This window comes from Pseudomonas sp., assembly GCF_035512415.1.
Lineage (GTDB): Bacteria > Pseudomonadota > Gammaproteobacteria > Pseudomonadales > Pseudomonadaceae > Aquipseudomonas.
On the sequence record NZ_DATKDZ010000035.1, the window covers coordinates 78343 to 100474 of the forward strand.

Here is a 22132-nt window from a genome sequence, read left to right on the forward strand (position 1 = left end):
ACCCACCGCCCAAGCCAATTCAACAAGGAGCTTTATGATGAAAAAACTGATCGCTGCAGTCGCTGCCCTGGCAGCACTCTCTGCCCAGGCCGAAAGCCTGAGCGTTGCGGCCACTGCCGTACCCCACGCGGAAATCCTCGAGTTCGTTAAGCCGGCCCTGGCCGCCGAGGGCGTTGAGCTGAACATCAAGGTCTTCACCGACTACGTGCAGCCCAACGTACAGGTCGCCGAAAAGCGCCTGGACGCCAACTTCTTCCAGCACCAGCCGTACCTGGACGAGTTCAACAAGAGCCGTAGCACCGAGCTGGTCAGCGTGGTTGGCGTTCACGTCGAGCCCTTCGGCGCCTACTCCAGCCAGCACAAGAGCCTGGCCGACCTGCCCCAGGCTGCCAACGTGGTCATCCCCAACGACGCCACCAACGGCGGCCGTGCCCTGCTGCTGCTGCAGAAGGCCGGGGTGATTACCCTCAAGCCGGAAGCGGGCATCCTCGCCACGCCGAAGGACATTGTGGAAAACCCCAAAGCCATCAAGGTGCGTGAGCTGGAAGCGGCCACCCTGCCGCGCGTGCTGACCCAGGTCGACCTGGCGCTGATCAACACCAACTACGCCCTGGAAGCCAAGCTCAACCCGACCCAGGATGCCCTGGTGATCGAAGGCAGCGACTCGCCCTACGTCAACATCCTGGTCGCGCGCCCGGACAACAAGGACAGCGCCGCCATGCAGAAGCTGGCCAAGGCCCTGAACAGCGCCGAGGTGAAGGCCTTTATCGCCGAGAAGTATCAGGGTGCCGTGGTGCCGGCGTTCTAAGCCCCCGAACTATCTGCACCATCTACCAAACCCCGCCCCGTGCGGGGTTTGTCGTTTATGCCCGGGCGGCGGCCTCGCGCAGGCACTTCAGGACGTAGGATGGGTGGGGCCGCCTAGGTGATAACCCATCAATTGGCCGATGGGTTATCACCCATCCTACGACCTCTCTGTTGGGCTTCGCTGCGCTCAACGCCAACCTACCCGTGCGTTCGCACGCCCGCTGCCAACAGGCAATCGAGCAAACATTCCAGGGCCGGCTGACGCTGGGCGCGGCGCAATATCGCCACCAGCTCACGGTGAAAGGTCAGCTCGCCCAACTCGATCACCCGCAACTGCGTCGGCCGCTGCAGCCACAGACCGGCCCGCGGAATCAGCGACACGCCCAGACCGCACTCGACCATGCGCACGATGGCTTCCAGCTCGTCCAGTTCCAGCGCTTCCTGCACGCTCAGGCGCTGCTCGCGGAGAAACTGACTGACCCGCCGGCCGCCAAACGAGCGCCGGTCGTAACGCACAAAGGGCTGCTCGGCGAGGATCTGCAGCGGGTCGTCTGCGCTCACGTCGAGCGGGGTGATCAGCACGAAAGGCTCACGGGCCAGACTGATCTGCAGCAACTCCTTGGGCAGCTCGAACGGCGGCTTGATCAGCAGCGCCAGGTCCAGCTCGCCGGCATCGATCTGGCTCAACAGGTTCAGCGACACCCCGGGCACCAGCTTGAGCTCGACCCGCGGGGCGACCGCGCGAAACTGCGGCAGCGCTTCGGGCAGTAGGCCGGTTTGCACAGTGGCAATCGCGCCGACCTTCAGCTCGCCCTGCCACTCGGCTGCCGCGGTGGGCAGGGCCATCTGCCCATAGAGCGCGAGCATCTGCTGCGCCAGGGGCAGGGCATGGCGGCCGGCGGCATTGAGTACCGCTGAGCGCCCGCTGCGGTCGAACAGGCGCACGCCCAGGCCGTGCTCCAGCACGCGCATCTGCGCACTGACCGCCGATTGAGTCAGGCCGACCTGTTGGCCGGCCGCGGCGAAGGTGCCATGGCGGGCCACCGCCACAAAGGTTTTCAGCTCGCGCAGCATCGACGCCTCAATTGATCAAATTTATTTGTGCTTACGAGCAAGGATATTCGCTTTTAATCAGTATAGCTGCTGCTGAGAATCAACAGACCCTAGGCTCAAGGAATCACAACATGGCACTCAGTCCCTTCCACCTGGCCATTCCGGTTTATGACCTGACGGCCTGCCGCACCTTCTATGGCGAGCTGCTGGGCTGTGCCGAAGGTCGCAGCAGCGCGCACTGGGTGGACTTCAACTTCTTCGGCCATCAGCTGGTGATCCATCAGAGCCCGAAGACCTCGACGCAGATCGAGGCGCACAGCAACCCGGTCGACGGCCACGACGTACCGGTACCGCATTTCGGTGTGGTGCTGGACTGGGATGACTGGCACGCCCTGGCCGCGCGCCTGCAAGCCGGCGGCACACAGTTCGTCATCGAACCCTATGTGCGCTTCGCCGGCCAGGTCGGCGAACAGGCCACGCTGTTCTTCCTCGACCCCTGCGGCAACGCCCTGGAGTTCAAGGCGTTCAAGGATATCGGCCAGTTATTCGCTAAGTAGCCAGGTGATGGATTGTCACCCATACGATCTACGCAGCAGGCCGTAGGATGGGTGACAACCCATCAAAATCACTCGCCTACCTGAACAGCGGCCGACTCACCACCGGCCCAGTCCCGTGGATAAATGCCCCGTTCGACATAGGCATGGAAGGATGAATGCGGCCAATCGATAACCCGCTGCACCTGACCATGTTTGACCGGGTTGTAGTGGATGTAATCGAAGTGCTGCTGCCAGTCTCGCTCATCACGGATGAGGTGCTCCCAAAAGCGCCGCTGCCAGATGCCCCGCTCACCCTTTAGCAACTGGCTCGCGCGAACAACGCCGCGCGGTAATTCGCGGGAAAAATTGCCTTTGATACGTCGGATTCGATTGGAGAAGTCATGATCGCCATCGGGCAGACGCATCAGCAAGTGCAGGTGTTCGGGCATCACCACCCAGGCTTGCAGGCTGAAAGGCGCGCGCTGCTGCTCAGCGTGGACGCTCTGCTTGAGTGCCGCGATATGGGAAATCAGCCAGTCCTGACGGCGGTCAGCCAGGGTCAGGGTAAAGAAGTAGGTGCCACCGGGGCGATAGATACGTCGGTATTCGGTCATGCGTTCCCATCCATGGGTCGGCTGATGGGTTATCACCCATCCTACGGTCTTGGTCTTTGTGAACGGGTCGGGCCGCGCAGGTGATAACCCATCAAATCAATTGACCGTGCCGATCAACCCGGGCAACTGCGCCGCCAGCTTGGCGTTGTTGATGGGGGCGCGGATAAAGCCGCGCTGGGTGCCGTCCGGGCCGATGATCACCAGGTTGCCGCTGTGGTCGACGGTGTAGTTTTCCTTGCTGGTGTCAGCCGGGATATAGGGGATGCTGACCGCATTGGCGAGTTTCTGCAGGGTTGCCTCCTCACCGGTCAGGCCGATAAAGCCGGCGTCAAAGTAGTCCAGGTACTTTTTCAACTGCTCCGGGGTGTCGCGGTTGGGGTCGACCGTGACCAGTACGATCCGCAGCTTGCTCAGGGTTTCCGGCGGTAACTGGCCCTGCAATTGGCGCAGCTGGGCAAGGGTCGCCGGGCAGATATCCGGGCAGAAGGTGTAACCGAAGAACAACAGGCTCCACTGCCCCTTCAGCTGATCTACCGCCACGGCCTGGCCATCCTGATTGGTCAGGCTCAGCTCCGGCAGGCTGCGGCTCTGGGGCAGCAGGACGATACCGGCGTCGAGTAATGCCGTGGGGTCGCCCTGGCCTTTACCGTTCAGGACCTTGTTGACGGTCAGGCCGAGGACGAGCGCCACAATGGCAACGAGAACAAAAACGGTGATCTGGGTTCGGGTCATGGCACCAACAATTACAGGTTAAGCAGCAGATAGTGGTCGACCAGCAGGGCGATAAACAGCGCAAACAGGTACCAGATACTGTACTTGAAGGTGTTGATCGCGGCGTGCGGTTTGCTGTCACGGTACAGCACCCAGGACCAGTGCAGGAAACGCGCGCCCAGGCCGATGGCGCAGACCAGATAGAGCAGGCCGCTCATATGGATGGCATAGGGCAGCAGGGTGACGGCGAACATCACGCAGGTGTAGAGCAGGATATGCACCTTGGTGTAGTGCTCGCCATGGGTCACCGGCAGCATGGGGATATCGGCCTTGGCGTACTCGTCCTTGCGGTGAATGGCCAGGGCCCAGAAGTGCGGCGGGGTCCAGGCGAAGATAATCAGCACCAGCAGCAGCGGCTCGGCACTGATATGCCCGGTAACGGCTACCCAGCCGAGCAGCGGCGGTGCCGCCCCGGCCAGCCCACCGATAACGATATTCTGCGGCGTGGCGCGCTTGAGAAAGCCGGTGTAGAGCACCGCGTAACCGAGCAACGAGGCCAGGGTCAGCCAGGCCGCCAGTTCGTTGGTAAAGGTCAGCAGCAGCGCCATTCCCACTACCGCCAGCAGCAGGGCAAAGCCCAGCGCCGCGACGGGGGACACCCTGCCGCTGGTGACCGGGCGCTTGAGGGTGCGCGCCATGATCGAGTCGATACGCCGGTCCACCACATGATTAACCGCCGCGGCCGCGCCAGCGCACAGGCCAATGCCCATGTTACCGAAGATCAGCACCTGCCAGGCCACGCCCGCCCGGGTGGCGAGGAACATGCCGACCAAGGATGTGATCAGCATCAGCACCACCACCTTGGGCTTGGTCAGCTCCAGGTAGTCGCGCCAGGTGGCGTGGGCTTGCTGTTCACGCAATAGAGTAGCCATCGGGTCTCTCCTCGATTGTTCTTGTTATTTGCCTGGCAGCGGAGCAAGGCCAGCTTGCGCGACTGTCGCCTGGGATGCCAGCGCTACGGCGCGCACCCGGTAATTGATCAGCACCACGGTCAGCAGCAGGGCCGCACCGCCAAGGTTGTGCGCCACCGCCACCAGCAACGGCAGGTGGAAGACTACGTTGCTGATGCCCAGACTGATCTGCAGTGCCAGTGCCAACAGCAACAAGCCGGCCAGACGTGGCAGGCCGTTGGCTCTGAGTCGCCAGGCCAGCAGCAGCAACACCAGGGTCAGCAGCAGTGCGCCCAGACGGTGGCTCATATGGATGGCGGTGCGCGCGTCGCTGTCGAGCTGGCCGCCCAGGTAGTTGGGGCCGATATGCTGGGTCAGGTGGAAGCCGTTGGCGAAATCCATCGCCGGCCACCACTCGCCGTGGCAGGTTGGCAGGTCGACACAGGCGACCGCCGCGTAATTGCTGCTGACCCAGCCACCGAGGGCCACCTGGCCGACCACCAGCAGTAGCGCCAGCGCCGCCAGGCTACGCAGCCGCGCGGAAAGAGTGGGCATGACCGGCACAGGGCCGGATAGACGCAAGGTCAGCAGAAACAGCAGGCTGAGGGTGGCAAAACCACCGAGCAGATGGGCGGTGACCACCTGCGGCCAGAGTTTCAGGGTCACGGTCCACATGCCGAAGGCCGCCTGCAGGCATACCAGGGCCAACAGGAACAGCGGCAGCTTCAACGGCTGCCCTGGCTCACCGCGACGGCGCAGAGCCTGCACGGCCAAGCCGAGGATCACCAGGCCCAGGGCCCCGGCGAAATAACGATGGACCATCTCGTACCAGCCCTTGGCCACTTCCACCGGAGCCTCGGGGAAGCGCGCCGAGGCCAGCGCCTGCTTGTGCTCGCTCATGGGCACGCCGAGAAAACCGTAGCAGCCGGGCCAGTCCGGACAGCCGAGGCCGGCGTGAGTCAGGCGGGTGTAGGCCCCGAGCATAACCACCACGACCGCCAGCAGGGTGGCGAACAGGGCAAAACGGTAACCGGGTCTAGCCATCGATGGACTCCTTGTAGCGGTGTTAGCAGGGGTAGACACCAACAACGCGCCGATGGGTTAACCAATCTGCGAAATTTTCAGCAGATGGCGCAGATCGTTAAGAATCTCCTTGCCCTTGCTGGTGGCGTCGTAGCGCAGCACCAGGTTGCCATGGGGGTCGACTAACCAGAGTTGCGCGTCCTTGGCCTCGCCAGCGGTTTTGCCGTAGGCATCCAGCTCCAGCGGATAGCGCGTCAGTTGCGGGTATTCGCGCTGCAGCTGGGCGTCATAGTCCGCGGCCAGGGGCTGGGCAACGGCCAGGGCATGGCTGGCGCGGGACACATCCCGGTTCAGGCCGATATGGATCTGCCGGGCGAGAAACACCAGCTCCTTGCAGGCGCTGTCGCAGGTTTGCGGCACCGTCACCAGCAACTGCCAGCGGGTCTCCGTGGCGGCAGCGATGCCCAGATCCGCGCGGCTCTGGCCGTTGCCGATCAGCTCGCCATGGTAGCTGCGGGTTTCCGGCACCCAGAAGCGCCACTGATACATGGCACTGGCGAGGATCATCGGGGCGATCACCACGGCGAGGATCAGGATCAACTGCAAGCGCCCGCGACGACGCTGTGCGGGCGGCACTTCAGGCAAGGCGTCAGGCAGAATGGTGGCTGGGTTCATGGCGAGTCTCCCGCGCGTTAGATAGACCTAAATAGATAAACAGGCAGAGCAATGCCACCGCCAGGGCGAACCATTGCACGGCATAACCAAGGTGTTTGTCGGGGCTCATGGCCACCACTGGCCAGTCGACCTGGAAGGAGGCGGGCCCCGGCTCCAGGCGCGCCTCGTAGGCCAGACCGCCGCGGCCCAGCTGTTGCCACAGGGTGTCGGGGCTGACCGCACTGACCAGCCGCGGCCAGTCACTGCCGGGCTGGTCGGCCTGCAGTTGCCATGCCTCGCCCAGCGGCACATAGATCGAGGCCTGCAGACGCAGCGGCGTATCAGGCGTGGCGAAGGTCGGGGGGATGCGGCGATCCGGCCAGGGCAGCCAGCCGCGATTAAGCAGCAGCCAGAGGCCGCTGGCCTGGTCATAGAAAGGTTGCAGCACCTCCACCCCGGCCAGGCCGCCACGGGTGCGGTTGTCCAGCAGCAGGCTGTGCCGTGCATCGAAGAAGCCCTGCAACTGCACCCGCACATAGGCTGGATCGGGATAGCGCTCAAGCTCGCTGAGGCTGACGGGTGCGGCGCTTTGCTGCGCCTGATGAGCGGCCAGCAGTTCGCGCTTTTCCTCGGCGCGAGCCAGTTGCCAGAAACCCAGGGCAATCAGCCCGGGCAACAGCAACAGGACCAGAATGCTGGGCAGCAGACCGGGTCGAAAAGCGCTCATAACGCCCTCCCTGAAGGCCAGCCGAAGCTAGCTATACTGCACCTGCACCCCATTTGCTTCCCCCGGAGTTACGCATGCTCAAGGCCGCGATCGTCCTGTTACTACTGGCTACTCTGGTCAGCTTATTCAGTGGCCTGTTTTTTCTGGTCAAGGATGAAGGTCAGACCTCCAAGGTGGTTAACGCACTGACGCTGCGCGTCAGTCTCACGGCCTTGACCGTCGCCCTTATTGCCTGGGGCTTTTACACGGGCCAACTGGTTACCCGGGTTACCTGGTAGCTGCAAGCCATAAGCACTCCGGCTTACGGCTTGTAGCTTGGCTTCCGTCAAATCACGTAGACGAACACGAACAGCCCCAGCCAGACCACATCGACAAAGTGCCAATACCAGGCGGCAGCTTCGAAGCCGAAGTGCTGCTCGGCGCTGAAGTGCCCGCGCATCACCCGCACCAGCATCACCGTCAGCATGATCGCGCCGAAGGTCACGTGGGCCCCGTGGAAGCCGGTGAGCATAAAGAAGGTCGCACCATAGATACCGGAGCCGAGGGTCAGGCCCAGCTCGGTATAGGCATGCACGTATTCCTCGACCTGAAGCACCAGAAAGGCCAGACCGAGGATCACGGTCAGCGCCAGCCAGAGGGTCAGCGGCTTGCGGTGATTCTTGCGTAGCGCATGGTGGGCAAAGGTCAGGGTGAAGCTGGAAGCCACCAGCAGGATGGTGTTGATCAGCGGCAGACCCCAGGCACTGATGGTGCCGCTCGGTGCCGGATAGAGTTTCGGGTCGGGGGTATTGAGCAGTGGCCAGGCGTACTCGAAGCCCGGCCAGAGCATGTTGCTTACACCCTTGTCGCCCTCGCCGCCGAGCCAGGGCCCGGCGAAGGTGCGCACATAGAACAGCACGCCGAAGAAGGCGGCGAAGAACATCACCTCGGAGAAGATAAACCAGCTCATGCCCCAGCGGAACGAGCGGTCCATCTGTGGGCTGTACATGCCGGAGCGGCTTTCCTTGACCACGTTGCCGAACCAGCCGAACAGCATATAGGCGAGAAACAGACTGCCAATAAAGAAGATCAGCGGGCCGTTGGACCCCTCGCGACTGGCCGACAGGTCGTTAAACCAGGTGCCGACCCCGTAGACCGAGATCAGCAGGCCGAGGGTGGCGATGATCGGCCACTTGCTCTGCGCCGGGACATAATAGTTTTCGTGACTCTCGTGACTCGACATTGTTGTTCTCCTTATGGAGTCGCCCGGGTAAGGGTCGCCTGTGCCACCGGCGGCTTGCGCGCGGTGATATCGAACAAGGTGTAGGCCAGGGTCAGGTGGCGTACATCGGCCGGCAAGTCTCTATCGACGATAAAACGCACCGGCATTTCGATGCGTTCGCCTGGCTGCAGAACCTGCTGGGTAAAGCAGAAGCATTCGGTCTTGTGGAAGTAGGCGGCGGCCTTGGAAGGCGCAACGCTGGGGATCGCCTGAGCGGACATCGGCTTGTCGGTAGGGTTGTAAGCCACATAGACCATTTCGGTGCTCTGGCCGGGGTGCACCGTCACCTCATCGGCCAACGGGCGGAATTCCCAGACCATATCGGCCGAATTGGTGGCAAGAAACTGCACCCGCACCTGGCGCGACTCATCACTGCTCTGCAGCCCGGCCTCATAGGCACCAGCGGTTTTGCCGTTGATGCCGAAGGCCTGACACATCACGTCGTAAATCGGCACCAGGGCGAAACCGAAGCCAAACATGCCCACCACCACCAGGCACAGGCGGATGACCAGACGGCGAATCGGCAGGGTCTCGCTCATGGTCGCGACTTCCTATTTCACTTCCGGCGGAGTACTGAAGGTGTGGTACGGCGCGGGCGACGGGACCGTCCACTCCAGACCTTCGGCACCGTCCCAGGGCTTGGCCGCGGCCGGCTTGCCACCGCGGATGCACTTGATGACGATAAACAGGAACAGCAACTGGGTCGCGCCGAACATAAAGGCACCGATGCTCGAGACCATGTTGAAGTTGGCGAACATCATGTTGTAGTCCGGGATGCGCCGCGGCATGCCGGCCAGACCGACAAAGTGCATCGGGAAGAACGCCATGTTCATGCCGATGAAGCTCATCCAGAAATGCAACTTGCCGAGGGTCTCGTCATACATGTGCCCGGTCCACTTCGGCAGCCAGTAGTAGGCCGAGGCGAAGATGCCGAAGATCGCACCCGGCACCAGCACGTAGTGGAAGTGCGCCACCACGAAATAGGTGTCGTGGTACTGGAAGTCCGCCGGGGCGATGGCCAGCATCAGGCCGGAAAAGCCGCCGATGGTGAACAGGATGACGAAGGCCACCGAGAACAGCATCGGCGTCTCGAAGGTCATCGAGCCGCGCCACATGGTGCTGGCCCAGTTGAACACCTTCACCCCGGTCGGCACGGCGATCAGCATGGTGGCGTACATAAAGAACAGCTCGCCGGTCAGCGGGATGCCGACGGTGAACATATGGTGCGCCCAGACGATAAACGACAGAAAGGCGATGCTCGCCGTCGCATAGACCATCGAGGTGTAGCCGAACAGCGGCTTGCGGGCGAAGGCCGGGATGATCGCACTGACCGCGCCGAATGCCGGCAGGATCATGATGTACACCTCGGGATGGCCGAAGAACCAGAACACGTGCTGGAACAGCACCGGGTCACCACCACCGGCCGCGCTGAAGAAGCTGGTGCCGAAGTGGATGTCCATCAGCATCATGGTCACGCAGCCGGCCAGTACCGGCATGACCGCGATCAGCAGAAAGCCGGTGATCAGCCAGGTCCAGACGAACAGCGGCATCTTCATCAGGGTCATGCCGGGGGCGCGCAGATTGAGGATGGTGGCGACCACGTTGATCGCGCCCATGATCGAACTGATGCCCATCAGGTGCACGGCGAAGATAAAGAAGGTGGTGCTTTCCGGCCCGTAGGTGGTCGACAGCGGGGCATAGAAGGTCCAGCCGAAGTTGGGCCCGCCGCCTTCCATAAACAGGGTGCTGACCAGCAAGCCGAAGGCCGCCGGCAGCAGCCAGAAGCTAAAGTTGTTCATCCGCGGCAGGGCCATGTCCGGCGCGCCGATCATCAGCGGGATCATCCAGTTGGCCAGGCCGACAAACGCCGGCATCACCGCGCCGAAGACCATGATCAGGCCGTGCATGGTGGTCATCTGGTTGAAGAACTCCGGCTGCACGATCTGCAGGCCCGGCTGGAACAGCTCGGCACGAATCACCATGGCCATGCTGCCGCCAAGGAGGAACATGGCGAAGCTGAACCACAGGTACATGGTGCCGATGTCTTTATGGTTGGTGGTCAACACCCAGCGCATCAGGCCCTTGGCCGGGCCGTGGTGATGGTCATGTCCGGCATGACCGTGGCCAGCATGGCCCGGATCGATCACTGCACTCATGTCCCTTACTCCTGAGCCTGTTTGAAGGCAACGATGTCCTGTGGGGTGACCATGTCACCGACCTTGTTGCCCCAGGCGTTGCGTTCGTAGGTGATGATGGCGGCCAGATCAACTTCCGAGAGTTGCTTGCCAAAGGCGGCCATGGAGGTGCCAGGCTTGCCGTTGACCACGATATCGATATGGCCGGCAGCCGGACCGACTGCGATGGGCGAGCCCTTGAGCGCCGGGAACATCGGCGGCAGGCCTTCACCGGTGGCCTGGTGACAGGCGGCACAGGCGGTGACATAGGCCTTCTCGCCGCGCTCCATCAGCTCGTCCAGGGTCCATGCCTTGCTGGTCAGCTCACGCTCGGCGGCCGCGGCCAGCTTGCGTTCGGCCAGCCAGGCGGCGTAGTCCTCTTTCGACTTGGCCTCGACCACCACGGGCATAAAGCCGTGATCCTTGCCGCATAGCTCGGTGCACTGGCCGCGGTATATGCCGGGCTCCTCGATGCGCGTCCAGGACTCGTTGATAAAGCCGGGGATGGCGTCTTTCTTCACCGCCAGGGCCGGTACCCACCAGGAGTGGATCACATCGGCGGCAGTGATCAGAAAGCGCACCTTGGTGCCCACCGGCACCACCAGCGGCTCATCCACCTCAAGCAGATAGTGCTCGCCTTTCTCGGCCTTGTTGTTGATCTGCGCTTTGGGCGTTGTCAGGTTGCTGAAGAACTCGACGTCCTCACCCAGGTATTTGTAGTGCCACTTCCACTGGTAGCCGGTGATCTGGATATCCAGCTCGGATTCCGAGCTGTCGTAGATCTCGATCAGGGTCTTGGTGGCCGGTATGGCCATTACAACCAGAATGGCCAGGGGCACCACGGTCCAGAGAATCTCGACTGTAGTGCTTTCGTGGAAGTGTGCGGGTTTGTGGCCGGTGGAGCGGCGGTGGACGAGCATCGACCAGAACATGGCACCAAACACGATCACGCCGATAACGACGCAGATCCAGAAGATGGTCATGTGCAAATCGAATACTGAGCGGCTGACCTCGGTGGCACCGGGCGTCATATTGACACCCCAGCCGGCGTAAGCCGAGCTGAATACCAGCCACAACAGGAGGCCCATCCAGACTCGTGGATGTCGCATCATTGCGGGTTCCCCTTATGATTCTTGTTATCCCGCCGAATAAGCCTGCGGCCAGGGTCTCGGGCGTTCAAAAGAGTGCAAACGCCAACTCACCCTATCCATGCCGAGGTCTATTCGGTGTTATCAGGTACTGCCTTTCGAGGTCGAGTATAGACACGGACCCGCACCTGGCAACGCAAAAAACTGAAATGAATTGCATGGCCGCGCCATGGGCAGAAGGCCACTGCGACGGCGGCAGGGACCTTTTAGTGGAGCGCGCTATATAGCGGACTCGCATAAGTATTTAATAATTATGACAATCGGGTCTTAGCCACGCTGCTCAGCCAGCTATGGTTCACGCCCATGTCCTTTTTTCCGGAGCCGTCATGAATATTGCTGCCTTACACGAACTGATCGAACGTGCGCTCCAGCACGAAGCCAGTACCGGTCAGCTAGCCGCGCAGATGCACGCCCAGCTGGAACGCCTGCATCCCTCCATTCGCGTACCAGGCGACAATAGTTCGGGCGTGTTACAGGGTTTTGTCAGCGCCTATATTGGCCTGGTGCCCGAGGTGCTGCAGGCGGCCAATCAGGTGGCGCGCGAGGCCGGCATCGAGGCGCAGATCAAGCCGGTGCTCAAGGTCGCCGAGCAGTTCTTCCTGCAGCCGCCAGCGCTGATGGCCGGCCACGAAGGCCTCGACGGCTTGCTCGACGAGGCCTATCTGGCCCACCGCCTGGTCGAAGAGGTCAATGATCGCTATATCGCCCACCTCGGCCAGCCGCTGATTCCGCTGGATACCACGGTGGCCAACCTGATCGCCCACCAGTTGATCGGCGAACCCTTCGCCAATCAGCTGGACGAAGCCGTGCAACATGCGGTGGAGGGTATGCTCGATGACGCCAGCTTTGCCCAGGACTCGGTGCAGGCCTACCGCGAACGCCTGAGCGACCCGCAGACCGAGGCGGCCTGGCAGCGCTGGCCGTGCCTTTCGCGGCAGCTAGGGCTGGAGTTGCAGCTGGACGAGAGCCGGGTGGCCGGTTAAGCGGAAGCGGGCGAGAGAGCGGGGTCGTAGGGTGGGTGACAACCCATCAATCGCGGCGATGGGTTGTCACCTAAGCGGCCCCCCCATCCTACGGTGACTGTGGGTAACGCTCCCTCATCCGGCGCTTCGCGCCACCTTCTCCCGGAGGGAGAAGGGTAATAGGGAAGGCGTCGCTGCGCGACTCGCAGATTAGCTGGGCAGGTAGCGTGGGCGTGGCGTGGCCATGGGCAGCGGGCCGTCGCCGATCTGGCGGAAAGCACCCTGCTCGGCGTCGTAGGCCTTGATCTCGCTGGTTTCGATGTCGTACACCCAGCCGTGGATAAACAGCTGGCCGCAGGCCAGGCGCGAGGCCACCGAGGGGTGGGTGCGCAGGTGATCGAGCTGGGCCACCACGTTTTCCTCGGTAAGGATGCCGAGGGTGGTGTGGTCGGCGCAGCCGCAGTTGTCCGCCACCACCGTCTTGGCCACTTCGGCATGACGCAGCCAGGCCTTGACCGTGGGCATGCGCTCCAGGGTTTGCGGGTCGAGCACCGCCTTCATCGCGCCGCAATCGGAATGCCCGCAGATGATGATGTGCTGCACACCGAGGGCCATCACCGCGTACTCGATGGCGGTGGACACACCCCCCATCATCTGCCCGTAGGGCGGTACCACGTTGCCGACATTGCGGGTGACGAACAGATCGCCCGGATCGCTCTGGGTGATCAGCTCGGGGACGATGCGCGAGTCGGCGCAGGTAATAAACATGGCCCGTGGCGTCTGCTGGTGGGCGAGTTTCTTGAACAGCGCCTGCTGTTGCGGAAACACCTCCTGGCGAAAACGCTGGAAGCCCTCAACGATATGTTGCAGCGCCTCTTGCGCGCTCTCCGCCGGGCTGCTGGTTTGCTGCTGTTGCTTATCCATAGGGATGACCTCGAAATCTGCGGGATTGCATCCTCCTGGCTCGGAAATGCCCCGAACCAGTGATGCGCACCTTTACTGGACACTCGACGCGCCCCGTTGGTCACCACGAACCCAGTCAATGCTCGCCTGTTCGATCAGCCACGATGACGGCCGCGGAAGAAATCGATCAGGCCCTGGGTCGAGCCATCCTCGGCAACCTCTTTCGCGCTGCCGACCAGGCGCGCATACACGCCCTGGCCCAGTTGCTTGCCCAACTCCACACCCCACTGGTCAAAGGCGTTGGTGCCCCAGATTGCGCTCTGGACGAATACTTTGTGCTCGTACAGGGCGATCAAGGCACCCAGGCGTCCCGGGCTGACCCGTTCGAGCACCAGGGTGTTACTCGGCCGGTTACCGGGGATCACCTTATGCGGTGCCAGACGCTGCACCTGATCTTCGTCGAGGCCCTGGCTGCGCAGCTCGACTTCGGCTTCGCCGCGGGACTTACCCAGCATCAGCGCCTGGCTTTGCGACAGGCAGTTGGCGAACAGCCATTGATGGTGGTCGGCGACCGGGTTGTAGCTGCTCACCGGCACGATGAAATCCGCCGGGATCAGCGCCGTACCCTGGTGCAGCAACTGGTGATAGGCGTGCTGGCCGTTGCAGCCGACGCCGCCCCAGATTACCGGCCCGGTGGCCGTGGTGACCGGGCTGCCGTCCTGGCGCACGCATTTGCCGTTGGACTCCATATCCAGCTGCTGCAGGTGCTTGGTGATATTGCGCAGGTAGTGGTCGTACGGCAGGATCGCGTGGCTCTGCGCGCCCCAGAAATTGCCGTACCAGATGCCCAGCAAGGCCAACAGCACCGGCATATTGCGGTCGAACGGCGCGCTCTGGAAGTGCTGGTCCATGCGGTAGGCACCGGCGAGCAATTCCTTGAAATTGGAGATGCCGATCGACATGGCGATCGGCAGGCCAATGGCCGACCACAGCGAATAACGCCCGCCGACCCAGTCCCACATCGGCAGGATGTTTTCTTCGCGGATGCCGAAGGCCAGCGCGGCCTGGGTATTGCTCGACACCGCCATAAAGTGCCGGTGCAGCTCGCCCTCGCTGCCGCCCTGGGCCAGGTACCAGCTACGCGCGGCCTGGGCGTTTTTCAGGGTTTCCAGGGTGCCGAAGGTTTTCGACGAGACGATAAACAGGGTGGTTTCCGCGTGCAGCTTGGCCGCCAGCTCATGGAACGAGCTGCCGTCGATATTGGCCAGGTAATGACAGCGCACGCCGCGCTGAGCGAACGGCAGCAGCGCCTCGGACACCAGTTGCGGGCCGAGGAAGGAGCCACCGATGCCGATATTGACCACATCGGTGATCGGCTTTTCCGTGTAGCCGCGCCACAGGCCGTTGTGCACCCGCCCGACCAACTCGCTCATGCGGTTGAGCACACGCTGCACCTCGGGCATGACGTCGACGCCATCGACCCGCACCTGGTCGCCAATCGGCCGGCGCAGGGCGGTGTGCAGGGCCGGACGCTGCTCCGAAGCATTGACCAGGGCACCATCGAACAAGTGGCGGATCGCCTGCGCCAGCCCCGCCTCATTGGCCAGGTCAACCAGCAGTTCGCGGGTGCGGCTGTCGATCAGGTTTTTCGAGTAATCGAGAAATAGCCCGCAGTCGTTCAGCGAGAATGTGGCGAAACGCTGTGGATCCTCGGCGAAGGCCTGGCGCAGGGAGAAGCCATCCAGCTGGTCGCGGTGCGCGGTGAGGGCCTGCCAACTGGCCAGGCGGGTGACGTCGGATGATGTGGCAGAGTGCGGCATATCAGCTCCTGAGGGGCGAGGCGGTTAATCAGAACGCGTCGAGTTCATGCCCATAGGGCAGGTCGGGGCCAACCCGCGAACAGGTCAGCGCGGCGGCCCCGACCGCCAGCCTGAGCATGGCGTCGAGCTGTTCGCGGGAGATGCCGGCCAAGCCTGACGGGCTGTCCAGGTCGTGGCGGGCCAGGTAGGCGAGCAAGGCGGCCTGAAAGGTATCGCCGGCACCGACCGTATCGCGGGTGTGCACCGCCCGGGCCGGCACCGACCAGTGGCCATGGGTGCGGCTGTGCACGCTGGCACCTTCGCCGCCATGGGTCAGGAAAACCAGCTGGCAACGCTCGCCGAGCCAGCGCTGGGCCACGGCCTGCGGGTCCTGGTCGGGGTAGAGCAGGCTCAGGTCCTCCTCGCTGACCTTGATCAGGTGCGCGTGAGCGGCGAAGGCCTCGATACGTCGACGCCACAGCTGGATATCCGGCTCGACATTGAGCCGCACATTGGGATCGAGGCTGATCAGGCGCTGCTCGCATTCGCGGCGCACCAGCTCCAACAGGGTGTCGGCGACCGGGGTGACCACCAGCGAGTAGGAGCCGACATGCAGGCCACGCACCCGCTCGCTCAATTGCGGCAGATGCTCGCGGCGTAGCTGGCGGTCGGCGCAGCCCTCGCCGCGGAAGGAATACTGCGGCGAACCCTGGGCATCGACGCCGACCATCGCCAGGGTAGTCGCTGCCTCGCTGGTAACCAGGTAATCGCCATTGACCCCTTCCTCGGCTAATACCTGACGCAAGCGGGTGCCGAGGTGATCGGTCGAAATGCCGGTGCACAGCGCTGAATCGCTGCCGAGGCGGCGCAAGCCAACCGCGACGTTAAAGGGCGAACCGCCGGCCAGCGCCTTGAACGCCAGCTCGCTGCTGCGCGCGCCGGGCTCCAGGCTGAAGAAATCGAACAGAGCTTCGCCACAAACCAGATACATGGGTGTCTCCAGATCAACAGAACATCGAAAAGGCTATGTCCCCATTGCGTGCTGCAAGGCGATAAGCCGTAGAGTGGGGCGCGCAGCCCAGCGAGACATGCCAATACCCGCTGGGCTGCCGTGCGCCCCCGAGACTTAGAACCAGGTTTCCATCTGCACGCCGAACTGCCAGAGGCCGCCGGCCTGGAAGCCATCCTCACCGAAGGCGTCGGAAGTGCTGTAGTTATCCAGCCCCGCCGACCAATCCATCAGGCTGGCGTACACGCGCAGTTCCGGGCGGGTGAAGAAGTCGCCCATGTCCGGCTTGAAGGTCGGGGCCACGGTGAACTTCCAGAAATCACCGTCGACCGCTTTGCGTTGCTGGTAGCCCATGGGTTCGAGGTCCATGGTTTGCCAGCTCATTTCGTAAACCATCTCGAAGTTGCTATTGATCTCCTGGGCCAGGCGCAGGTTGAGGGTCAGCCAGCTGTAATCGTCGCCGCCGACATAGCGGTCCTGGCTCTGCTCAGCCAGCAGGCTCGGGGCGATCCGCCAGCCACGGGCCAGTGGTGTCTGGCCATAGAGCGCCAGGCGCAAGGCCTTGGCATCGTCGAGCAGCTCGCCGTCCGAACCCAGGTTCTTCACCTCGGCACCCAAACCCTGGCCATACAGCAGCGCCGTCTTGAAGAAGCCCTCGCGGCCGAAGAAATCCTTCTGATGATGGGCCAACATGCTTTGCACGCCGGAGTCGGCGGGGGTCAGCCCGGCGGCATTGGTGCGGCTATCGTTCTTCCTTGAGCCGATGGCGTTGACCATCCACTGCCAGCGGTCTTCGGCGAAGAACTGGTTGGCGGTGAGGATGTAGCTTTCCACGTCGGCGTCACCGCCGCTGGCGCTGAAATCGCCATAGTCGCGGCCCATCAGGGAGAAATTGGAGCGCCAGTTGTCACCGAACTGCACGTCGTAGATACCGCCGCCGGTACCGGCCAGATAGACCACATCCGAGTCCAGCCAGTGGATGTCGAAGGTGTCGCGGTCATAGCGCTTGCCGGCCCAGAGCGTAGCGTTTTCCAGCATGGAGTTGCCCTTGAAGGCGGCGAGCTCGCTGAGCTCGGCGTAGGCCTGGCGCACATTCAGGCTGCTCTCGTCGGCCGTCCAGTCGTTGGAGGTTTCCACCCCATCGGCGATCGAAACCATGAATTTCGAGCGGGTGCCGTTCTGCGCGTAGGCCTCTTTCGACAGATCGATGCGCATATAGGTGTCGTCTTCGTTGCCGAGCCGGCCGACCGCGCCACCGACCGAACCGGCCGGTGTGACATAGGGCCCGCCACGCCCACCACCGAGTCCCTCACCAACCAGCAGGCCGGAGCGGGCATAGCCGTTGAAGCTGAAACCATCGCTGAGGTTGCTGCTGCTTTTACTCGTATCCTGCTGCTGTTCCAGGGTCGCTTCGACCTGCGCCAGGCGCGCGTCCAGTGCCGGAGATGAGTCGGGCAGGGCAGTACCGTTTTTCAGCCGTTGCAGTTCCAATGCGGTTGCCTGGGCTTGCTGTTCGGCGGCGAATGCACGGCGTTCGGCGGCGCTGGCTCGGGCCTCCAACGCGGCCATTCGCTCTTCCAGGCTTAGCGGTGTCGCAGCCTGGGCCAGGGGGGTGAGTGCGCAAACGCCGAGCAGGCTGGCGGCCAGCCATAGTGATCTGTGCTGCATGGGTGAAATCCTCTTTTGTTTTTATTTTGCGAGCCAACTCTGGGCCGTGACCCATCAGTCGGGAGAACCTTGAAAAGTGGGTTTACATCTCAGGATGCGCTGTTATATTAGCGATGTTAACGTTATCTTCAACAAAAATAAAAATTAAGAGAGGCTTTATGAAACACCTGAAATCGCTTCTTCCGGCGGCGTTGCTGACGATCTGCAGCGGCCTGCCCGCGCTCGCCGGCGCGGCCAACCTGACCATTTCCTGCGGCGCTGTGGGTGCCGAATTGCAGCTGTGCAAGGACGGCGTTGAGGCCTGGTCGAAACAGACCGGCCACACAGTCGAGGTGGTGTCGACGCCCAACTCCGCGACCGAGCGGCTGTCCTTCTATCAGCAGATTCTCAGTGCGCGGTCTGCCGACATCGACATCATTCAGATCGACGTGGTCTGGCCCGGCATGCTCGCCAACCATCTGCTGGATCTGCGCGAGGTGCTTCCAGAGAACGCCACCCAGGGCTATTTCCAGGCGCAGCTGGACAACGCCACCGTCGACGGCCGACTGGTGAGCATGCCCTGGTTCACCGACTCTGGCCTGCTCTACTACCGCCAGGATCTGCTGGAAAAACACGGCAAAGCGGTACCGCAAACCTGGGACGAACTGACCACCACCGCCCGCGAGATCCAGCAGACCGAGCGCGACGCCGGCAACGCCAATCTGTGGGGTTATGTGTTCCAGGGCCGCGCCTACGAGGGCCTGACCTGTAACGCCCTGGAATGGATCGGCAGTCAGCCGGGTGGTGGACTGATCGATGCCCAGGGCGAGATCCTGATCGACAGCCCGGCCACGCGCACCGCGCTGACCCTGGCGAAAAGCTGGGTGGGCGACATCTCCCCGCGCGGCGTGCTCAATTACACCGAAGAAGAAGGCCGCGGCGTATTCCAGTCCGGCAATGCGCTGTTTATGCGCAACTGGCCCTATGCCTGGGCGCTGGTGCAGAGCCCGGACAGCGCGGTCAAGAACCAGGTCGGCATCGCCCCGCTGCCCAAGGGCGGTGAAAGCGGCAGCCATGCCTCGACCCTCGGCGGCTGGGGCTTGTCGGTGTCGCGCTACAGCGCCGAGCCCAAGCTCGCCGGCGAACTGGTGGCCTACCTGACCAGCGCCCAGCAACAGAAGCATCGGGCTCTGGTGGGTGCCTACAACCCGGTGATCGAATCGCTCTACGAAGACCCCGAGCTGCTCGCGGCCATGCCCTATTACAGCCAGCTGCGCACCATCCTCGATGCTGGCGTGATGCGCCCGGCGGCGGTCACCGCCGACCGTTACCCGCGGGTGTCCAATGCATTGTTCGACCGCGTGCACGGCGTGCTCTCCGGCGAAGCGACCGTCGATCAGGCGGTGACCGAGCTGGGCAGCGATCTCAAGCGCATCAAGCGCCGCAACTGGTAACCGCCAAGGAACCGCCATGACTACCACTCTCTCCCAGGCGCAGCCGTTTTACGACGAGCCCCTGCCCATCAAGGAAACGCCCGTGCAACGCCGTCGCGTGCGGGCCGCCTGGCTGTTTCTCACGCCGATGCTGCTGTGCCTGCTGCTGGTGGCGGGCTGGCCGCTGCTGCGCACCTTCTGGTTCAGCCTCACCGATACCAGCCTGAGCGACAGCGGTGCCGGGGCCTTCGTCGGCCTGAGCAACTACCTGGCCCACGATGGCGATATCTGGACGGGCATTTTGGTCGACCCGCTGTGGTGGCAGGCCGTGCGCAACACCCTGCACTTCACGGTGGTGTCGGTCGGTCTGGAAATCATCATCGGTCTGGCGGTGGCCTTGCTGTTGAATGTCCGCTTCACCGGCCGGGCCCTGGTGCGCGCGATGATCCTGATCCCCTGGGCGATTCCCACCATTGTCTCGGCGAAGATCTGGGCGTGGATGCTCAATGACCAGTTCGGCATCATCAATCACATGATGCTCGGCTTGGGTCTGATCGACGCGCCCCTGGCCTGGACCGCCGACGCCAGCCTGTCGATGTGGGCGGTGATCATGGTCGATGTGTGGAAGACCGTGCCCTTCGTCGCGCTGCTGATGCTGGCTGCCCTGCAGATGTTGCCGGGCGATTGCTACGAGGCGGCCCGAGTCGACGGCGTGCATCCGCTCAAGGTGTTCTGGCGGGTCACCCTGCCGCTGTTGATGCCGGCGCTATTGGTGGCGGCGATCTTCCGCATTCTCGATTCGTTGCGGGTATTCGACGTCATCTATGTGCTGACTTCGAACTCCTCGTCGACCATGAGCATGTCGATCTACGCCCGCCAGCAACTGGTGGAGTTCCAGGACGTCGGCTACGGCAGCGCCGCCTCGACCCTGCTGTTTCTCATCGTCGCGGTGATCGCTGTGCTCTACCTCTACCTCGGCCGCCGGCAAATGGAGGTGCGCTGATGAACCTGCGTCTACTCAAGAAAATCCTGCTGCGTCTGGGTTTCTGGACCGCGATCGGCATCCTGCTGCTCTACGCGGTATTCCCCTTCTACTACGCCGTACTGACCTCGCTGAAGCCGTCCAGCGCCTTGTTCCAGGTGAGCTACTGGGTCGATAAGCCGGACTTCTCCAACTACACCACGGTGCTGCAGCAGGCGTCGTTTCTGCAGGCCATCGGCAACTCGGTGTTCGTCGCCTTCTGCGTGGTAGCGCTGGCGCTGTTTCTCAGCCTGACCGCCGCCTACGCCCTGGGCCGGGTCAAGTTTCGCGGCCGCGGGACTGTCCTGCTGCTGGTGCTGGGGGTGTCGATGTTCCCCCAGGTTGCGGTGCTCTCCGGGCTGTTCGAGGTGATCCGCGCCCTGGGTCTGTACAACAGCGCCTGGGCGCTGATCCTCAGCTACACCATCTTCACCCTGCCGTTCACCGTCTGGGTGCTGACCACCTTTATCGGGCAACTGCCCGGCGAACTGGAAGAGGCGGCAATCATGGACGGTGCCTCACCCTGGGTGGCGCTGACCCGGGTGCTGCTGCCGCTGCTCTGGCCGGCGCTGGTGACCACCGGACTGCTGGCGTTTATCGCCGCCTGGAACGAGTTCCTCTTCGCCCTGACCTTCACCCTGACCGACCAGGAACGCACGGTGCCGGTGGCAATCGCGCTGATTTCCGGCGGCAGCCAGCACGAGTTGCCCTGGGGCCTGCTGATGGCCGCCTCGGTCATGGTCACCGTGCCCCTGGTGCTGCTGGTGCTGGTGTTCCAGCGGCGCATCGTTTCCGGCCTCACCACTGGCGCGCTCAAGGGCTGAGCCCACAAGAATAAGGAACAACAGCATGAGCAAGTTGAAACTCGACAAAGTGAACAAGCAACTGGGCGGCCTGCGCATCCTGCGCGATATCAGCCTGGAGATCGCCAGCGGCGAATTCGTGGTGTTCGTCGGCCCCTCGGGCTGCGGCAAGTCTACGCTGCTGCGCATGATCGCCGGGCTCGAGGACATTTCGGGCGGCGAGATTTCGATCGGCGGACAGGTGGTCAACGACGTCGAGCCGGCCGACCGCGGCATCGCCATGGTGTTCCAGTCCTACGCGCTGTATCCGCACATGACGGTGGAGCAGAACCTGAGCTTCGGGCTGCGCATGACGGGAAACCCGAAGAGCGACACTGAGGCGCGGGTGACACGCGCCTCCGAGATCCTGCGCATCTCCGAATTGATGCAGCGTCGGCCGCGGCAACTTTCAGGCGGGCAGCGGCAGCGTGTCGCCATCGGCCGCGCCATTGTGCGCGAGCCCGAAGTGTTCCTGTTCGACGAACCGCTCAGCAATCTTGATGCGGAGCTGCGCGTCCAGATGCGGGTCGAGATCAGCCGGCTCCACAAGGAGCTGGGGACGACGATGATCTACGTCACGCACGACCAGACCGAGGCGATGACGCTCGCCGACAAGATCGTCGTGCTCAATGCCGGCAATATCGAGCAGATCGGCAGGCCGCTCGATCTCTATTCAGATCCGAACAGCCAGTTCGTCGCCGGCTTCGTCGGCTCGCCGAAGATGAACTTCATGGCCGGCGAGGTGATCGGCTCGGGCTCGGGCGGCATTACCGTCGAACTGCTCAACCAGGGGCGGGCGCGGATCGTGTTGCCGCTCAGCGGCGAACTGCCGGCCAAGGGGATGCCGGTGACGTTGGG

23 protein-coding genes are annotated in these 22132 nt (G+C 63.0%); 8 read left to right on the forward strand and 15 right to left on the reverse strand.

From position 1 onward, the window contains the following. The first annotated feature begins 37 nt into the window (after nt 1-37). Nucleotides 38-808, forward strand: a complete 771-nt coding sequence (locus VMP31_RS17025; RefSeq protein WP_325508892.1) for a MetQ/NlpA family ABC transporter substrate-binding protein — start codon at nt 38-40, stop codon at nt 806-808. A 197-nt stretch (nt 809-1005) separates the two neighbouring features. Here VMP31_RS17025 and VMP31_RS17030 read toward each other — a convergent pair whose 3' ends face one another. Further along, nucleotides 1006-1881 carry a LysR substrate-binding domain-containing protein gene (locus VMP31_RS17030; RefSeq protein WP_325508893.1) on the reverse strand — a complete coding sequence of 292 codons (876 nt, stop codon included), beginning with the start codon at nt 1879-1881 and terminating at the stop codon, nt 1006-1008. A 110-nt stretch (nt 1882-1991) separates the two neighbouring features. On the opposite strand from VMP31_RS17030, the gene VMP31_RS17035 reads away from it, so the two are divergent. Further along, entirely contained in the window at nt 1992-2417 is a 426-nt protein-coding gene (locus tag VMP31_RS17035; protein ID WP_325508894.1) for a VOC family protein, read from the forward strand. A 68-nt stretch (nt 2418-2485) separates the two neighbouring features. Here VMP31_RS17035 and VMP31_RS17040 read toward each other — a convergent pair whose 3' ends face one another. The 6 genes from VMP31_RS17040 to VMP31_RS17065 form a co-directional block, all read right to left on the reverse strand. Then, entirely contained in the window at nt 2486-3010 is a 525-nt protein-coding gene (locus tag VMP31_RS17040) for an REP-associated tyrosine transposase (protein ID WP_325508895.1), read from the reverse strand. Nucleotides 3011-3106: 96 nt separating this feature from the next. After that, a complete protein-coding gene (locus VMP31_RS17045; protein WP_325508896.1) occupies nt 3107-3742 on the reverse strand; it encodes an SCO family protein in 636 nt (211 codons plus the stop codon). An 11-nt stretch (nt 3743-3753) separates the two neighbouring features. Further along, nucleotides 3754-4653 (reverse strand): heme o synthase, encoded by a 900-nt coding sequence (gene cyoE, locus VMP31_RS17050; RefSeq protein ID WP_325508897.1) that lies wholly within the window; start codon nt 4651-4653, stop codon nt 3754-3756. A gap of 24 nt (nt 4654-4677) precedes the next feature. Further along, entirely contained in the window at nt 4678-5715 is a 1038-nt protein-coding gene (locus VMP31_RS17055) for a COX15/CtaA family protein (RefSeq protein ID WP_325508898.1), read from the reverse strand. Between the two features lie 57 nt (nt 5716-5772). After that, nucleotides 5773-6369 (reverse strand): hypothetical protein, encoded by a 597-nt coding sequence (locus VMP31_RS17060; RefSeq protein ID WP_325508899.1) that lies wholly within the window; start codon nt 6367-6369, stop codon nt 5773-5775. Continuing rightward, complete coding sequence (locus tag VMP31_RS17065) at nt 6344-7075, reverse strand: SURF1 family protein (RefSeq protein ID WP_325508900.1); 732 nt, start codon at nt 7073-7075, stop codon at nt 6344-6346. Before VMP31_RS17065 ends, VMP31_RS17060 begins: the two co-directional genes overlap by 26 nt. A 74-nt stretch (nt 7076-7149) precedes the next feature. Here VMP31_RS17065 and VMP31_RS17070 point away from each other — a divergent pair, with 74 nt between their 5' ends. Continuing rightward, complete coding sequence (locus VMP31_RS17070; protein WP_325508901.1) at nt 7150-7353, forward strand: twin transmembrane helix small protein; 204 nt, start codon at nt 7150-7152, stop codon at nt 7351-7353. Nucleotides 7354-7400: 47 nt separating this feature from the next. Here the strand turns inward: VMP31_RS17070 and VMP31_RS17075 are convergent, their stop codons facing one another. The 4 genes from VMP31_RS17075 to coxB are packed head-to-tail and all read right to left on the reverse strand — an operon-like array spanning nt 7401 to nt 11622. After that, complete coding sequence (locus VMP31_RS17075) at nt 7401-8297, reverse strand: cytochrome c oxidase subunit 3 (RefSeq protein WP_325508902.1); 897 nt, start codon at nt 8295-8297, stop codon at nt 7401-7403. Between the two features lie 11 nt (nt 8298-8308). Further along, nucleotides 8309-8875 (reverse strand): cytochrome c oxidase assembly protein, encoded by a 567-nt coding sequence (locus VMP31_RS17080; RefSeq protein WP_325508903.1) that lies wholly within the window; start codon nt 8873-8875, stop codon nt 8309-8311. A gap of 12 nt (nt 8876-8887) precedes the next feature. Continuing rightward, nucleotides 8888-10492 carry a cytochrome c oxidase subunit I gene (gene ctaD, locus VMP31_RS17085; RefSeq protein ID WP_325508904.1) on the reverse strand — a complete coding sequence of 535 codons (1605 nt, stop codon included), beginning with the start codon at nt 10490-10492 and terminating at the stop codon, nt 8888-8890. Between the two features lie 5 nt (nt 10493-10497). Next, the gene (gene coxB / locus VMP31_RS17090; protein ID WP_325508905.1) at nt 10498-11622 is read right to left on the reverse strand and encodes a cytochrome c oxidase subunit II; all 1125 of its coding nucleotides are present in this window, start codon (nt 11620-11622) and stop codon (nt 10498-10500) included. 362 nt (nt 11623-11984) lie between these two features. Here coxB and VMP31_RS17095 point away from each other — a divergent pair, with 362 nt between their 5' ends. After that, entirely contained in the window at nt 11985-12641 is a 657-nt protein-coding gene (locus tag VMP31_RS17095; protein WP_325508906.1) for a hypothetical protein, read from the forward strand. 189 nt (nt 12642-12830) lie between these two features. Here the strand turns inward: VMP31_RS17095 and VMP31_RS17100 are convergent, their stop codons facing one another. The 4 genes from VMP31_RS17100 to VMP31_RS17115 all read right to left on the reverse strand — a co-directional run bounded on the left by VMP31_RS17100 (nt 12831) and on the right by VMP31_RS17115 (nt 17999). Further along, nucleotides 12831-13544 carry a carbonic anhydrase gene (locus VMP31_RS17100; protein WP_325508907.1) on the reverse strand — a complete coding sequence of 238 codons (714 nt, stop codon included), beginning with the start codon at nt 13542-13544 and terminating at the stop codon, nt 12831-12833. A gap of 134 nt (nt 13545-13678) precedes the next feature. Next, nucleotides 13679-15343 carry a glucose-6-phosphate isomerase gene (pgi, locus tag VMP31_RS17105; RefSeq protein WP_325508908.1) on the reverse strand — a complete coding sequence of 555 codons (1665 nt, stop codon included), beginning with the start codon at nt 15341-15343 and terminating at the stop codon, nt 13679-13681. Nucleotides 15344-15371: 28 nt separating this feature from the next. Further along, nucleotides 15372-16313 carry a carbohydrate kinase gene (locus tag VMP31_RS17110; RefSeq protein ID WP_325508909.1) on the reverse strand — a complete coding sequence of 314 codons (942 nt, stop codon included), beginning with the start codon at nt 16311-16313 and terminating at the stop codon, nt 15372-15374. A 135-nt stretch (nt 16314-16448) separates the two neighbouring features. Beyond that, the gene (locus VMP31_RS17115) at nt 16449-17999 is read right to left on the reverse strand and encodes a carbohydrate porin (RefSeq protein WP_325508910.1); all 1551 of its coding nucleotides are present in this window, start codon (nt 17997-17999) and stop codon (nt 16449-16451) included. Nucleotides 18000-18157: 158 nt separating this feature from the next. Here VMP31_RS17115 and VMP31_RS17120 point away from each other — a divergent pair, with 158 nt between their 5' ends. The 4 genes from VMP31_RS17120 to VMP31_RS17135 all read left to right on the forward strand — a co-directional run. After that, the gene (locus VMP31_RS17120; protein ID WP_325508911.1) at nt 18158-19432 is read left to right on the forward strand and encodes an ABC transporter substrate-binding protein; all 1275 of its coding nucleotides are present in this window, start codon (nt 18158-18160) and stop codon (nt 19430-19432) included. Between the two features lie 16 nt (nt 19433-19448). After that, complete coding sequence (locus VMP31_RS17125; RefSeq protein ID WP_325508912.1) at nt 19449-20414, forward strand: sugar ABC transporter permease; 966 nt, start codon at nt 19449-19451, stop codon at nt 20412-20414. Further along, the gene (locus tag VMP31_RS17130; RefSeq protein WP_325508913.1) at nt 20414-21256 is read left to right on the forward strand and encodes a carbohydrate ABC transporter permease; all 843 of its coding nucleotides are present in this window, start codon (nt 20414-20416) and stop codon (nt 21254-21256) included. Before VMP31_RS17125 ends, VMP31_RS17130 begins: the two co-directional genes overlap by 1 nt. Before the next feature lie 25 nt (nt 21257-21281). Then, a partial coding sequence (locus VMP31_RS17135; protein WP_325508914.1) for a sn-glycerol-3-phosphate ABC transporter ATP-binding protein UgpC occupies nt 21282-22132 on the forward strand: 851 nt, incomplete at its 3' end.

Excerpts from the sequence above, each read along its gene's own strand:
- VMP31_RS17025 (WP_325508892.1), top strand. The coding sequence starts at position 38 with ATGAAAAAACTGATCGCTGCAGTCGCTGCCCTGGCAGCACTCTCTGCC.
- VMP31_RS17030 (WP_325508893.1), bottom strand. The coding sequence starts at position 1,881 with ATGCTGCGCGAGCTGAAAACCTTTGTGGCGGTGGCCCGCCATGGCACC.
- VMP31_RS17035 (WP_325508894.1), top strand. The coding sequence starts at position 1,992 with ATGGCACTCAGTCCCTTCCACCTGGCCATTCCGGTTTATGACCTGACG.
- VMP31_RS17040 (WP_325508895.1), bottom strand. The coding sequence starts at position 3,010 with ATGACCGAATACCGACGTATCTATCGCCCCGGTGGCACCTACTTCTTT.
- VMP31_RS17045 (WP_325508896.1), bottom strand. The coding sequence starts at position 3,742 with ATGACCCGAACCCAGATCACCGTTTTTGTTCTCGTTGCCATTGTGGCG.
- cyoE (WP_325508897.1), bottom strand. The coding sequence starts at position 4,653 with ATGGCTACTCTATTGCGTGAACAGCAAGCCCACGCCACCTGGCGCGAC.
- VMP31_RS17055 (WP_325508898.1), bottom strand. The coding sequence starts at position 5,715 with ATGGCTAGACCCGGTTACCGTTTTGCCCTGTTCGCCACCCTGCTGGCG.
- VMP31_RS17060 (WP_325508899.1), bottom strand. The coding sequence starts at position 6,369 with ATGAACCCAGCCACCATTCTGCCTGACGCCTTGCCTGAAGTGCCGCCC.
- VMP31_RS17065 (WP_325508900.1), bottom strand. The coding sequence starts at position 7,075 with ATGAGCGCTTTTCGACCCGGTCTGCTGCCCAGCATTCTGGTCCTGTTG.
- VMP31_RS17070 (WP_325508901.1), top strand. The coding sequence starts at position 7,150 with ATGCTCAAGGCCGCGATCGTCCTGTTACTACTGGCTACTCTGGTCAGC.
- VMP31_RS17075 (WP_325508902.1), bottom strand. The coding sequence starts at position 8,297 with ATGTCGAGTCACGAGAGTCACGAAAACTATTATGTCCCGGCGCAGAGC.
- VMP31_RS17080 (WP_325508903.1), bottom strand. The coding sequence starts at position 8,875 with ATGAGCGAGACCCTGCCGATTCGCCGTCTGGTCATCCGCCTGTGCCTG.
- ctaD (WP_325508904.1), bottom strand. The coding sequence starts at position 10,492 with ATGAGTGCAGTGATCGATCCGGGCCATGCTGGCCACGGTCATGCCGGA.
- coxB (WP_325508905.1), bottom strand. The coding sequence starts at position 11,622 with ATGATGCGACATCCACGAGTCTGGATGGGCCTCCTGTTGTGGCTGGTA.
- VMP31_RS17095 (WP_325508906.1), top strand. The coding sequence starts at position 11,985 with ATGAATATTGCTGCCTTACACGAACTGATCGAACGTGCGCTCCAGCAC.
- VMP31_RS17100 (WP_325508907.1), bottom strand. The coding sequence starts at position 13,544 with ATGGATAAGCAACAGCAGCAAACCAGCAGCCCGGCGGAGAGCGCGCAA.
- pgi (WP_325508908.1), bottom strand. The coding sequence starts at position 15,343 with ATGCCGCACTCTGCCACATCATCCGACGTCACCCGCCTGGCCAGTTGG.
- VMP31_RS17110 (WP_325508909.1), bottom strand. The coding sequence starts at position 16,313 with ATGTATCTGGTTTGTGGCGAAGCTCTGTTCGATTTCTTCAGCCTGGAG.
- VMP31_RS17115 (WP_325508910.1), bottom strand. The coding sequence starts at position 17,999 with ATGCAGCACAGATCACTATGGCTGGCCGCCAGCCTGCTCGGCGTTTGC.
- VMP31_RS17120 (WP_325508911.1), top strand. The coding sequence starts at position 18,158 with ATGAAACACCTGAAATCGCTTCTTCCGGCGGCGTTGCTGACGATCTGC.
- VMP31_RS17125 (WP_325508912.1), top strand. The coding sequence starts at position 19,449 with ATGACTACCACTCTCTCCCAGGCGCAGCCGTTTTACGACGAGCCCCTG.
- VMP31_RS17130 (WP_325508913.1), top strand. The coding sequence starts at position 20,414 with ATGAACCTGCGTCTACTCAAGAAAATCCTGCTGCGTCTGGGTTTCTGG.